The organism is Thermodesulfovibrio yellowstonii DSM 11347 (assembly GCF_000020985.1).
GTDB classification, from domain to species: domain Bacteria; phylum Nitrospirota; class Thermodesulfovibrionia; order Thermodesulfovibrionales; family Thermodesulfovibrionaceae; genus Thermodesulfovibrio; species Thermodesulfovibrio yellowstonii.
In genome coordinates this window covers 322,979-335,756 of record NC_011296.1, presented here as the reverse complement: position 1 = coordinate 335,756, position 12,778 = coordinate 322,979, and the positions used below count along the sequence as shown (strand labels likewise).

Sequence of the window (12,778 nt, the reverse complement as noted above, 5' to 3'; positions counted from 1 at the left end):
TATCCTCCTCCTATATTCTATATTTATTTTGATAAATTTTCTTGCAGTCTCAATAACTATTTTAGCTCCCTCAATAGCTTTCAAAGTATCTTCTTTTGTATATTCCTCAGACTCTTTCTTTTTTTAATCACTTAGATATTTCAGCAATTTTAGACAAATTAAAATGTATTCCTTCAGGAAATTTATCTTTATCAATATCACTGGCAGGGCTGAATCTATCTGAGGCAACTGAGTCAAAAATTACCAAACTGATGAACCTATATCCGCAGAACTCTATTATCTCTTGTTTAAGTTTCTCTATGAGGCTGTAATATTTTTCTCTGTATCCCATGTCTTATTATACCCTAAGACTGTAAAAATATGGTTCTGAAGAAATTTTTCCATTTCATTGAATAGTTTATCCGAAATTTTTACTCTTTCTAAAAAATTCAATGTCCATGTTGATATTTCCTTAAGCAGTTTTATAACTCCCTGAGATATAGGGATAGGTAGAGCTGAAGATGAATAATGATATGAAGAAGAACATTTTTTACAGATAATAAATCCGCTGGAATAATAAAATTCTTCTTTTAACTCTTGTCTGCAAACTCCACAGTTTTTAAAATCAGGAAGATAGCCCAAAATACTTAATCCCCTAACTTTTAGAAAGAGGATATAGTTGTCAGGTTTTATTCTTTTTTCTAAATAAAGAAGCGTATTAAGCAGGAGATAAAAAAGTTCACTATTTGGTTCTTTCTTAGGTAGAGCCTGTATTAAAAATCTCAGAGCATTAGCTATCTGTAGAAATAATCTGTAGTTTTCTCTGATTGTCTGAAAAGGATGGATAATATCTGATTGAATAATCTTTTGAAGATTATCTTCTTTACCAATAAAAGATATTTGGGAATAGGTCAAAGGCTCAAGGGAACTTCCAAATCTACTTTTTATTTTACGAGGACTTTTAGCAAAAAGATTCAAAAGGCCATAATTCTTCGTAAGATAAGTTACTATTAAATCCGCCTCACCATAGGGAATGTTCTTTAGGACAATGGCTTCTGTGCTATAGTGCATTCACTACATGATATTGCCAAAGTCTTCTGGCTTGAGATTTTTAAGCCACTCTTCCAGTTCATCAGCCTTTCTCAACTCAAATATGCCTTCCTCAACAAATATGGGTGCCTGAACTCTTAAAGCAATGGCGACTGCGTCAGAAGGACGGGAATCAATGGTTTTTTCTCTAATACCATCGTGTGTATATATTAAGGCATAGTAAGTATTGTCAATCAAGTCAGTTATAACAACCTTTGTAATACGAACCTCAAGTTCATCAAGAATATTTTTTATCAAATCATGGGTTAAAGGTCTTGGCGTTAGCACCTTGCCCAGTGCAAGAGCAATTGAATCTGCCTCGGGTTTACCAATCCAAATCGGAAGGGTTTCTTCTCCATCTACTTGCTGAAGAAGTAAAATATACATTCCACTTCTTGGGTCAAAAAGCAATCCTTCTACTTTCATCTCAATCAACATCTCAATACCCCAGTGATTTCAATAACATGTCTTTCTGTCTCCATTTTTTCCTAACCTTAACCCATACTTCCAAAAAAATCTTTGTTCCTAAAAATTTCTCAATATCAAGTCTTGCCTCTGTTGCAATTTTTTTCAATCGTTCGCCCTTTTTTCCTATTATAATAATTTTTTGACCTTCTCTTTCAACATAAATATTTGCTCCTATGGAGATTAATTTTTCTGTTTCTTCCCATCTTTCAATATCAACTGCAACTGAATAGGGTATTTCATCATGTGTATATTTCATAATTTTTTCTCTTATAAACTCAGCAACCATGAACCGTTCTGCCTGGTCAGTAAGCATGTCTTCAGGATAAAGAATGGGAGAGTCTGGCAGATAAAAAATAATTCTTTCAACTAATCTTTCAATTCCATCTTTTTTAAGTGCAGAAATTGGAATAATTTCCTGAAATGGATGAAGATCATTATAAAGCTCTATTAATGGAAGAAGATTCTGTTTTGCTACAGTATCTATCTTATTAATTGCAAGAATAACAGGTTTATTAAGCTTTTTCAGTCTTTCAATTATTGAAAGTTCATCATTTCCCGGTGCTTCGGGCTCTACCATGAACACTATTAAGTCAACCATATCCATTGCTTCTTGAGCTTCTTTAACCATAAACTCACCAAGTTTATGTCTTGGCTTATGAATCCCTGGTGTATCAATAAATATAATCTGTGCATTAGGAAGATTTTTAATTCCGGTGATTCTATTTCTTGTTGTCTGAGGCTTTTCAGTTACAATTGAAACCTTTTCACCAATAACTGTATTAATAAGCGTTGACTTGCCTACATTAGGTCTACCAATTAATGCAACATATCCACATTTCATTTAAGTTCTTCCAATGCTTTACGGATTCTTTCAATGCCTTTGGATAGATTTTCCATGCTTGTTGCATAAGATATTCTTATATAGCCTTCTGCTCCGAAAGCAGACCCTGGAACAAGAGCAACCTTAGCTTGTTCAAGTAAATATATGCTTAGATCCATTGATGAGTTTATTTGATTATTAGAAACTTTTTTGCCAAGCACTTTGCTAATATTAGGGAAAGCATAAAAAGCTCCCTTTGGCATTTTGCAGGATATTCCTCCGATACTGTTTAATCCCGCTACAAGATAGTTTCTTCTTCTCTCAAACTCCTGCCTCATCTTTTCAACACAGTCCTGAGGACCGCTAAGAGCTGCAACTGCAGCTTTTTGAGCTATTGATGTGGGATTAGATGTAGACTGACTTTGAATTTTTGTCATTGTCTTTATTATTTCTACAGGACCTGCAGCATAACCAATTCTCCAACCTGTCATTGCATGAGACTTGCTCAATCCATTTACCACTATGGTTTTTTCTTTTATCTCTTCTCCAAGAGAAGCTATACTTATATGTTTTTCATCGTCATATATAAGTTTTTCATATATTTCATCGGAAATAATATAAATATTATGTTTCAAAGCTATCTCTGCGACTTTTTCTAAAACTTTTTTACTATAAATAAACCCTGTTGGATTAGAAGGTGAATTAAGAATGAGCGCCTTTGTTTTTGGTGTAATCTTATTTTCAAGAACCTCTGGCTGAAGCATGAAGTTGTCCTCTTCATAGGTTTCTACAATTACAGGCTGGGCATCATTTATGAGAACCTGATCAGGATAGGAAACCCAATAAGGAGAAGGAATCATAACCTCATCCCCTGGTCCAAACAATGCCTGAGCAATGTTATAAAGAGAATGCTTTGCTCCGCAGGATACAAGAATATTTTCTTTTCCATATTTAAGTCCGTTATCTCTTTCCAGTTTATCAATAATTGCCTCTTTAAGTTCATCTATTCCGCCAACTGGTGTATACTTTGTAAATCCATCCCTTATTGCTTTTATTGCTGCTTCTTTAACGTGTTCTGGAGTGTCAAAGTCAGGTTCTCCTACTCCAAAATTTACTACATCAAATCCTTTGGCTTTCAATTCCTTGGCTTTTGAATCCACTGCAAGAGTAGGTGAAGGTTTAACCTTTTTTGTTCTTTCAGCTATCATTCTTCCTCCTCCATTATATATTTTCTCCGTGCTCTGCCTCCAAAGGATGTGAGCACTTCATAGGGTATTGTTCCCGCCCATTGAGCTATATGCGATGCTGTAATCTCTTCACTGCCTGTTTTGCCAAGAAGAATTACCTCATCATCAATTTGTACCTCTTGAATATCTGTTAAATCAATCATTGTTAAGTCCATACATACTGTTCCAACAACAGGAACCCTTTTACCTCTTACAATGACCTCTGCTTTATTGCTGAGACTCCTGAAATATCCATCTGCATAGCCAACAGGTATGACACCAATCAGGCTATCTTTCTTTGTTACAAAAGTGCCTCCATAGCTAATTGGTGTTCCTTTAGGAAGTTTTCTTATATCAAGAAGCTTTGTTTTAACAGTCATACATGGGATAAAGCCCTCTGCCCCATATCCATAAAGCATAAGCCCAGGTCTTACTGCATCAAATAAAGCTTCTTTATAATTCAATCCCTGAGAGTTGGCTATATGGAAAAGAGGTTTCATTCCTAAATTATGAAGAAATTCCCTTATTTTACTGAATTTTTTCATCTGTTCCTGTGTCCATTCAAGGTCTTCTGCACGGGAAAAATGACTCATTACTCCGTCTATTTTTAAGTTGTCCAACTGTGCAATCTTTTTAATTGTTTCACAGGGATTTTCATATATACCAAGCCTTCCCATTCCTGTTTCAACCTTTATGTGAACAGGAAGAATCACCCCACGACGAGATGCTTCCTTAGATAAAAACTCTGCTTGTCTGTAGTCAAATATTACTGGAATAAGATTGTATTTAAAAACGCCTTCTATTTCCCTGTCAAAAAGCACAATGATGGGGACTTTTATCCCTGCTTCCCTTAGAACAATAGCCTCCTCAGAAAAAGCTACACCAAGATAATCTACTCCAAGAAGTCCAAATACACGAGCAACTTCAACTGCACCATGTCCGTAAGCATCTGCTTTAACAATAGCAATTATTTTACAGGATACCCTTGTATTTCTCAGGTGAGCTTTAATTTTGGAGAAATTGTGAATGAGACTTTTTAAATTAATTTCTGCTTGTAGAAATCTGCTCACATTTATTTTTTCTCTTCAGTATTATCCTTTTTTGGAGTCACATCAATTTCATCTTTTTCGCTCGTTGCTTTCTTGAAATTCTTTATTGCTTCACCAATTCCCCTGCCAATCTGAGGTAGTCTCGTTGCTCCAAAGAGAACAATTACTATAACAAGGATAATCAATAATTCCTGTGTGCCTAATCCAAACATTTTATGCCCCCCTTTTTTAAATTTTCTAAATCTTCCTCTGTGTTTATATTAATAAAAGATAATCCTTCTTTGTCTAAATTTGCAACTTCTACTATTTCTGCACCAATATCATTAAGGAATTTGGTCATACTTAGTTTATCTTCCAAAAGCAATTTCTCCAGTTCATCAAGAAGTTTTCTGGAATAAATTCCAGGTAAAGGATAAATTTTACCATTATATGATGGAACTGTAGCAGTATTTGCTTCCTTTATATGTTTCTCCGAGAGAGCGCAAATAACTTCCCCTTTTACAAAAGGCATATCACAGGCAAAAGCAAATATATCATGTTTTGAATTTTTGATTGCCACATGTATTCCTGACATAGGTCCTCTAAAAGGATATATATCTCCCAATAAAGTAATGCCTGTATAGAAATAAAGCTCAGGGAAGTTTGTTACAATGAAAAGCTCCTCAAAAATGTCCTTCAGCTTTGTTACAATCATATCAATTATTTTTTCATTGTCAAAAGAGAGAAGACATTTCTGCCGTTTCATTCTTGAAGATTTACCACCTGCAAGAATAGCTGCAGTAAGAGGAATTTTAGTAAACAATTGCACCTAAGTATCCTACAACTTTATCGTAGTCTCTGCTTACTTCTGCAGAGGTTGTGTATTTTATCACCTGAATCTCTTTTGCTCCAAGAAGTTTTGTAGTATAAAGCATCGTTACAGTGGGAACAAAACCGCACATGGATATTCCATGTTCTAATACTGTATTATAAAGTCCTTCTGGATCAAAATGTCTAATCTTTTCAACTGCTAAAGAATCAACTTTCCTTGCAAGTTCATCAGGCAAATAGTGGCTCATATCTGTGCTTGCAACTACAACAACCTTATCTCTAAAATTAAGCTCATTCACTGCTAAAACAATGCCTTGTGCTAAACTCAAACAATCCTTAAGGGAAAGCATCTTTAATGTTATCGGCACAATTTGAGCTTCTGGATTGAGTTTATAAATAAATGGAAGCTGAACCTCCAGTGAATGTTCATGAAGATGAGCATGTATATCATCTTTGGCAAGAGGGCTTTTTTCAATAATTTTTTTTGCAAGTTCACTATGAATTTTTATGCTACCGAGAGGAATTTCCCATTCTCCCTCTGTCATTAAAGCAACATTTTCTCCATAGCCAGTGTGATTCGGACCTATAAGAATAAATATTTCTTTTGGTTTAAGTTTTGAATACACAGCACCTGCAACACTGCCAGAATAAACATAACCCGCATGAGGACATATTGCTCCAAAAGCATCTATTTTAAGGGTTGTAGGCATGTATTCTTCAATTTCCTGTAAAAGTTCTTTTGAATTTGATGGATAAAAATATCCTGCTACTGAAGGTCGTCTCTTAATCATTTATACTTCCTCTTCTATCTCTGTTCCCATATATTTGTCTGTATAGTCAAGAAATCTTGTGTAATCATTCAGGAATGTAAGATAAACTATATCAGTAGGTCCGTTTCTTTGTTTCGCCACTATTACTTCAGCTTTCCCTTTATTAGCAGGATTTTTCTTGTTATATACCTCATCTCTGTAAAGAAAGATTATTACATCAGCATCTTGCTCAATAGCTCCAGATTCTCTCAAGTTTGCCAGAGTAGGTCTTCTATCAGAAGTTTTTTCAACTGAACGATTAAGCTGACTCAATGCAATAACAGGAACTTTTAACTCCTTTGCCATAGCTTTAAGTGAACGAGATATATCAGCTATTTCCTGTTCTCTTACATCATAGTTATTTCTGCTTCGCATAAGTTGAAGATAGTCTATAACAATCAATCCAAGTCTACCTTTTTCCATTTTAAGCCTTCTTGCCTTTGCCCTTATTTCAAGAACACTCATCTGAGATGAATCATCTATATAAATCGGAGCTTCGCTAAGCTTGACTGCGGCATCTGTAATTCGCTCCCAGTCTCTCTTACTGATAAATCCCTTCCTTAAAGCTGAAGAATTTACCATTGCAATGCTACTTAAAAGCCGCATTGCAATCTGTTCCTTAGACATCTCAAGACTGAAAAAAGCAACAGGTTCACCAAGCTCTATTCCAACATGCTGGGCAATATTCAATGAAAAAGCTGTTTTACCCATTCCGGGTCTTCCACCAATAATTATCAGATCACCAGGTTGAAAGCCAGATGTTAACTCATCAAGGTCTTTGAATCCTGAAGAAACACCTGTTATTACCGCCTTCTTCTCATACATACTCTCTATTATCTTGAAAGTTTGCTTAACAACATCTTTCATATTATAAAAACTTGTATTTGTTCTTTTTTCTGATATTTCAAAAATCAATCTTTCTGCATAATCAATCATCTCCTCAGCATCTTCAGGCTCTTCATAAACCTTTGTAACAATCTCTGTGCAAGCACGAATAACTGACCTCAAAAGAGCCTTTTCTCTTATAAGCTTGGCATGATATCTTATGTTCGCAGATGTGGGAACAACTGTTGCAAGATTGCTTAAATAACCAAGTCCTCCAGTTTCTTCAAGTTCTCCTTTGTCCTTTAAATGCTCTGTAAGGGTGATAAGGTCAATTGGTTCATTTTTATCAAAAAGCTCCAGCATTGCTTGATATATTTTTCTGTGTCGCTCACTATAAAAATCTTCTGGCGAGATTATTTCAATTGCCTTTGTTATTGATTCGCCTTCAAGAATAATTGCACCAAGCACAGCCTGTTCAGCTTCAAGGCTTTGTGGTGGAAGTCTATCAACAGAATTCTCTATCTCTTTTAAATAAGCCATTATTCTGCGACTACATTTATTTTTAACTTTGCACTTAAATTTGAAAGCAGTTTGACCTCTACTTCATGCTCTCCTACTCTTTTTATTGGCTCTGAAATATTGATTTGCTTTTTGTCAACTAAAAAACCTTCTTTTTGTAAAAGCTCTGCTATATCCTTTGCTGTAATAGAGCCAAAAAGTTTTTGATCTTCTCCAGCTTTTGCTTTAATTGTAAGCTCAAGAGCACTGAGTCTCTCTGCTATTGATTCTGCATCCTGACGTTTCTTCTTTGCTTGTTCCTCAAATTTCTTTTTTTGATACTCAAGAACTTTTAAGTTTTTTTCATCTGCAATTAATGCAAGTCCTCTTGGCAGAAGATAGTTTCTTGCATATCCATCTTTTACATTAATAGTTTGTCCTGCTCTGCCTAATCCATGAACATCTTCTTTGAGAATTACTTTCATTCTGCCTCCCTACAAAAAATTTTTTAACTTAATATATCATACCATAATTTTTAGCTAATCGTTTATCCCTGTTTTTTATTTCTATCCTGTTCAAAAACTTGTAATTTGTTAAAAATCAATAAATCACAAGCCTTGCAATTTTTCAATTACCTCCATCTGTCATTCCTCTTCTTGTCATTCCCAGGAGCAAAGCGACGAGGAATCTCCTCGCCTCCAAAGGAAGAGACCCCTCGCTTACGCTCGGGGTGACATAATAAGACTGTCATTCAGAGCCGAGCGAAGCGAGCCCTGAGCCGTAGGCGAAGGGTCTGCGAGGAATCTCCTTATCTCCGATTTAAGGAGGAGATTCATGGGGTCATTGAGACCCGTCGGAATGTTCCGTGTTCTTTTGTCAAGTGCTTTTTACCAAACTGGGATTGAATTCTTTCCCACTTCTCAATACTCCAAAACACTGCCTGAGCAACTTATGCCCCACTGCCACCAATGCCAACTTCTTTGACTTCCCTTTTTTCAATAATCTCTCATATAATCCCTTGCAATATACATTCACCCTTATCGCTGACAGTGTACACATATAAAAAACCTTCCTCACATAACTGTTGCCCCTCTTCATTATGCTTCCCCTCCCCCTCACTGTATCTCCACTCTCATACGGCGAGGGACATATCCCTACAAAACTCCCTACTTCCTTCGCTCTGCTAAACCCCTCAAATCCCCTAAGCATTGATACTACTACACTTATCGCTCTGTCACTTATCCCAGGTATGCTCTCAAGTAATTCCCTCTGCTTCTTAAATTTTTCCCTGCAAAGCTTCTGTATTTCTTTCTCTACCTTTTTCATGCTACTGCTCAGTGCCTTTATTATCCCATCATAATACCTTAGCACTTTCTTGATGCCTTCCATAGGAACATGGCTCAATGCTTCCCTCTGGTTCTTAACCATGTTTATCTGCCTCTGAAAATCATCAAGTAACCTCAACCGGGTTTCTATTTGCTTCTGAGCCTCTGTCTTAGGTCTATATAGCTTCCCATCAAAAAATTGCCTCCCATACTCAGCTATCACTATGGAGTCTACTTTGTCTGTCTTTGCTCTCTTGCCCTTTGCCTCAAAAAATTTCCTCATTGAATAAGGATTAATCACTCCTACATTATATCCGCTCTCATACAGATAATGAGCCAATCTTAGATGATAGACCCCTGTATGCTCCATAACAATTAGTAACTCCGATTTTTCTATCTCTTTCAAATGCCTATTCAATTCCTTCTCAAATTCCTCTGGACAATATAAGCTCTTAAACGTTACTGTAGTGTCTCCATTGAGTATCGCTGCATTAAGATACTTCTTTGATACATCAATACCTATGAAAACTTTGTAAGTGCTCATTATAAACCCCTCCTTATTAGTATATTGATTTTTTCGGAGGACTTCCTTTAACCTATCATCGTGGTAAGTAATACAGGTTCCAGACCTGATGTTCCCGTTCAGGTTCAGGAAGCGCAAGGAGAGGGAGCAACATTCCGAACGGTCTTGCATGACCAATGACAACTCGCTCTTCCTCTCCTTCACTTTTACTCCTCCTCTATAATTGTAAACCATCACCACGATCTTTAACCTCCATTATTTAATATACGATGACAATTAGTAATTGAACAGCCTCTATTTCTTTGAAAGTTGTTCAAAAATTTTTAAAAAAGATTTTCTTAACTCTGGGTCTGAGATTTTTCTAAAATACTCAAGAAAAACTATTTCTTCTTCAGAATAAATCTCTATATTCTCTTTCTTGTATATTTCAGATAAAATTGCACTTAATGGCACATCCAGTGCTCTTGCTATATCAATAAGCCTGTCTACTGTTATTTTTGATTTTCCCTTCTCATACTTCTGAAGCTGTTGATAGGTTATTCCAATTTTTTCAGCAAGCTCCATCTGGGAAAATCCCTTTGCTTTTCTGAGTCTTTTTATTATCTCACCTATTTTCATCAACTTAAAACATTAAAACTTAAAACCTTTTAAAATCTATCAATTCTTAGTTGCAAAATTGTTGACTTTATATATTAAAAGTTGTATAAAATATATTTTATGAGTAAGAAAGTTCTTATTATTGAAAATAATAGATTCGTCAGAGATTTCCTCGCAGAATGTCTTAGGGCATGGGGCTACGAGTCAGAAACTACAGCAATAATTACAGAATCATGGTCAACCTATAATTTTATTATAGCTGATTATATAACAATTAAGGAATTAAATCTTCTTGATCGTATATCAGAAATAGCTTTAGATAGACCTGTTATAATAACATCAACTATAAATTGCCCTCAAGAAGAAGTTTTAAAAGAAAAAGCTTTCTGCATTAATAAACCTTTTTCTGTTAATGAGTTTAAGGAGATTTTAAAAATCGTTGACGAAGGATTTCATAAAGAATTGCTGTAGCAGCCATAGCAACATTCAAACTTTCAGCTTTTCCCTTATGAGGAATTTTACAACTTGTATGCTTTATTGCTCTTAAATCTTGACTTACTCCCTTAGATTCATTTCCAAAAACAATTGCTAATGGTTTTGTAAAATCCATATTAAACGAAGATATCGTTGCCTTTAAATCTGTTATTACAAGATTAAGTCCATATTTAGAAACAAATTCTTCAATTTCTTTCACTGTAACCTTTATTACAGGAAGAAAAAAAATACTTCCTGCTGAAGCTCTCAAAGCCTTGTTTGAAAAAGGATTACATGTTCCATGTGTAACTAAAACAGCCTCTGCACCAAAAGCTTCTGCAGCACGTATAATTGTCCCAATATTACCAGGGTCCTGAATTCTATCAGCAATTACAATAAAAGTTGGATTTGATAAATCATTAATATTTTTAATTTTAAAATCAGCAATTGCAAAAACTCCTTGAGGAGTAACTGTATCAGAAATAGTTTTTGCAACTTTTTCTGATATTATTATTACTGGTATTTTTTTCTCCTGAAGAATTTCTAAAAAATTTTTTTGTTTTTCAATAAATTTCTCTGTAACAAAAACTTTTTCAGTAAAAACATAATCTGAAACCAGAGAGGTTTCTACAAGATGAACTCCTTCAAAAAAAATTTTTCTCCTCTGAGTTTCTTTTATCTTTTTGATTTCTTTAATCAGAGGATTTTCAGGGCTCTGAATCAATTTCATCTGTGAGTTCAATGAATGCCTCTGGAAGGGTTTCTATAATATCCCCTGCTATAAGTCCATGAAATCCCTTCCTGCGAGATGCTATATCTCCGCTTAATCCATGAATATAAACTCCAAACACAGAAGCATAAAGAGGAGATAGTCCCTGTCCAATAAGTGAAGCAATAATACCTGTAAGGACATCTCCTGAACCACCTGTTGCCATTCCAGGATTTCCTGTTGTATTTAAATATACTCTACCCTGAGGTTCTGCAATTACTGTAGGAACTCCCTTAAGAACAATAATTACATTCAACTCTTGAGCTACTTTCTGAGCAATATCAATTCTTTGTTTTTCAATATCCTTCACTGGGATGTTTATAAGTCTGCTTAACTCTCCAGGATGAGGTGTAAGAACAATCTCTGAATGTGCATCTTTTAAAACATTAAGAATTTTGCTAAGAACTGTAAGTCCGTCAGCATCAATTACAATTGGACAAGAAGAGTTTAAAATAAGTTCTCTTAAAATAATTTCAATATCTTCATTGACTCCAACACCCGGACCAAAAGCAATGGAATTTGCTTTTTCTTTTACAAAATCCATAATTTCTGGTAAAGCTTGCTTTGAAAGAGTATTCATTGTGCATGGAAGAGGAAGTATCATCTCTTCAAGAACTTTACTCTGAAAAACAACTTTTAGCGCTGCAGGAACAGCCATTGTTACAAGTCCTGAACCTGCTCTAAGTGCAGCTTTTGCGGTCATCATTGCAGCACCTGTTTTCCCTGTAGAACCTGCAATTACAAAAACATGTCCATATCTTGTTTTATGAGAATACTTAGGTCTTGGAGGCATAAGTGACAGGGCAAACTCTCTTTCAATAAGCGAAATTTTTAAGTTTTCATTATTTGTTAATTCTTCTGGAAACCCGATATCTTCAATAAATAACTCACCTGTGTAGTCTTTGCCGGGATAAAGCAAATGTCCTCTTTTAGGAAGTCCAAATGTTACTGTCAAATTTGCCTTGATAGCCGCTCCAAGAATTTCTCCTGTATCAGAGGATACTCCTGATGGAATATCAACAGCTACCGTAAGTTTTTTAAATGAATTAAGAATCTCAATAAACTCAGCAACTTTGCCTTCAATTTCTCTTTTAAGTCCTGTCCCAAAAATAGCATCAATAATAAGGTCAGCTTTATCTATTTGATCATTGTCTGGATAGCCTACAACTATTGGAATCCCGAATTTTTTAGCCACACTTAGCTGGAGTTTACAGTCTTCTGAAAGCTTTTCTTCAGGAAAAAGCTGAAAAATTTTTATATTTTTAACTTTGTTTTTAAGTATTCTTCCGCAGGCAATACCATCACCGCCATTGTTTCCCGGTCCTGCGAGGATAATCAAATTTTCTGGATTAAATTTGAGCACATGCTTAACTATGCTTAATGCAGCTCTTTCCATTAAAACTGTTGAAGGGATTCCATAATAATCTATTGTCAATTTGTCAATTTCTGCCATTTCATGAGATGTAACAATTTTCATAATCATAATTATAGCACACTAAGGTTTGGCAATAGAGCAT

At 35.2% G+C, this 12,778-nt stretch carries 16 protein-coding genes; 1 reads left to right on the top strand and 15 read right to left on the bottom strand.

All coding sequences use genetic code 11. The annotated features are described in order from the left end of the window. Positions 1 to 127: 127 nt before the first annotated feature. The 13 genes from THEYE_RS01715 to THEYE_RS01655 all read right to left on the bottom strand — a co-directional run bounded on the left by THEYE_RS01715 (position 128) and on the right by THEYE_RS01655 (position 10,039). Entirely contained in the window at positions 128 to 331 is a 204-nt protein-coding gene (locus tag THEYE_RS01715; RefSeq protein WP_012545128.1) for a hypothetical protein, read from the bottom strand. Beyond that, positions 298 to 1,050, bottom strand: coding sequence for a DNA repair protein RecO (recO, locus tag THEYE_RS01710; protein ID WP_012545948.1), 753 nt, complete (start codon positions 1,048 to 1,050; stop codon positions 298 to 300). The genes THEYE_RS01715 and recO overlap by 34 nt, the downstream gene beginning before the upstream one ends. A gap of 3 nt (positions 1,051 to 1,053) precedes the next feature. Beyond that, positions 1,054 to 1,494, bottom strand: coding sequence for a bifunctional nuclease family protein (locus THEYE_RS01705; RefSeq protein WP_206768428.1), 441 nt, complete (start codon positions 1,492 to 1,494; stop codon positions 1,054 to 1,056). Positions 1,495 to 1,507: 13 nt separating this feature from the next. Continuing rightward, complete coding sequence (gene era, locus THEYE_RS01700) at positions 1,508 to 2,377, bottom strand: GTPase Era (RefSeq protein ID WP_012546764.1); 870 nt, start codon at positions 2,375 to 2,377, stop codon at positions 1,508 to 1,510. Further along, the gene (locus THEYE_RS01695) at positions 2,374 to 3,564 is read right to left on the bottom strand and encodes a pyridoxal phosphate-dependent aminotransferase (protein ID WP_012545898.1); all 1,191 of its coding nucleotides are present in this window, start codon (positions 3,562 to 3,564) and stop codon (positions 2,374 to 2,376) included. Before THEYE_RS01695 ends, era begins: the two co-directional genes overlap by 4 nt. Then, positions 3,561 to 4,652 (bottom strand): alanine racemase, encoded by a 1,092-nt coding sequence (gene alr, locus THEYE_RS01690; protein ID WP_012545322.1) that lies wholly within the window; start codon positions 4,650 to 4,652, stop codon positions 3,561 to 3,563. The genes THEYE_RS01695 and alr overlap by 4 nt, the downstream gene beginning before the upstream one ends. Before the next feature lie 2 nt (positions 4,653 to 4,654). Continuing rightward, positions 4,655 to 4,843 (bottom strand): twin-arginine translocase TatA/TatE family subunit, encoded by a 189-nt coding sequence (locus THEYE_RS01685; protein ID WP_012545632.1) that lies wholly within the window; start codon positions 4,841 to 4,843, stop codon positions 4,655 to 4,657. After that, positions 4,831 to 5,439, bottom strand: coding sequence for a molybdenum cofactor guanylyltransferase (gene mobA / locus THEYE_RS01680; protein WP_164924810.1), 609 nt, complete (start codon positions 5,437 to 5,439; stop codon positions 4,831 to 4,833). Before mobA ends, THEYE_RS01685 begins: the two co-directional genes overlap by 13 nt. After that, the gene (amrB, locus tag THEYE_RS01675) at positions 5,423 to 6,232 is read right to left on the bottom strand and encodes an AmmeMemoRadiSam system protein B (RefSeq protein WP_012545930.1); all 810 of its coding nucleotides are present in this window, start codon (positions 6,230 to 6,232) and stop codon (positions 5,423 to 5,425) included. The genes mobA and amrB overlap by 17 nt, the downstream gene beginning before the upstream one ends. After that, positions 6,233 to 7,615, bottom strand: coding sequence for a replicative DNA helicase (gene dnaB, locus THEYE_RS01670; protein ID WP_012546182.1), 1,383 nt, complete (start codon positions 7,613 to 7,615; stop codon positions 6,233 to 6,235). It abuts the gene before it with no gap. Then, positions 7,615 to 8,058 (bottom strand): 50S ribosomal protein L9, encoded by a 444-nt coding sequence (gene rplI, locus THEYE_RS01665; RefSeq protein WP_012545246.1) that lies wholly within the window; start codon positions 8,056 to 8,058, stop codon positions 7,615 to 7,617. Before rplI ends, dnaB begins: the two co-directional genes overlap by 1 nt. A gap of 391 nt (positions 8,059 to 8,449) precedes the next feature. Continuing rightward, on the bottom strand, positions 8,450 to 9,442 hold the full coding sequence (locus tag THEYE_RS01660; RefSeq protein WP_428985663.1) for an IS110 family RNA-guided transposase: 993 nt from the start codon (positions 9,440 to 9,442) through the stop codon (positions 8,450 to 8,452). A gap of 273 nt (positions 9,443 to 9,715) precedes the next feature. After that, on the bottom strand, positions 9,716 to 10,039 hold the full coding sequence (locus tag THEYE_RS01655) for a helix-turn-helix domain-containing protein (protein WP_012545438.1): 324 nt from the start codon (positions 10,037 to 10,039) through the stop codon (positions 9,716 to 9,718). Positions 10,040 to 10,138: 99 nt separating this feature from the next. Here THEYE_RS01655 and THEYE_RS01650 point away from each other — a divergent pair, with 99 nt between their 5' ends. Then, on the top strand, positions 10,139 to 10,489 hold the full coding sequence (locus THEYE_RS01650) for a DNA-binding transcriptional response regulator (RefSeq protein ID WP_021013189.1): 351 nt from the start codon (positions 10,139 to 10,141) through the stop codon (positions 10,487 to 10,489). Here the strand turns inward: THEYE_RS01650 and THEYE_RS01645 are convergent. Together THEYE_RS01645 and THEYE_RS01640 are read right to left on the bottom strand one after the other, a co-directional pair. Continuing rightward, the gene (locus THEYE_RS01645) at positions 10,437 to 11,234 is read right to left on the bottom strand and encodes a TrmH family RNA methyltransferase (protein ID WP_164924809.1); all 798 of its coding nucleotides are present in this window, start codon (positions 11,232 to 11,234) and stop codon (positions 10,437 to 10,439) included. The genes THEYE_RS01650 and THEYE_RS01645 overlap by 53 nt on opposite strands. Further along, a complete protein-coding gene (locus THEYE_RS01640) occupies positions 11,200 to 12,738 on the bottom strand; it encodes an NAD(P)H-hydrate dehydratase (protein ID WP_164924808.1) in 1,539 nt (512 codons plus the stop codon). Before THEYE_RS01640 ends, THEYE_RS01645 begins: the two co-directional genes overlap by 35 nt. Between the last annotated feature and the right edge of the window lie 40 nt (positions 12,739 to 12,778).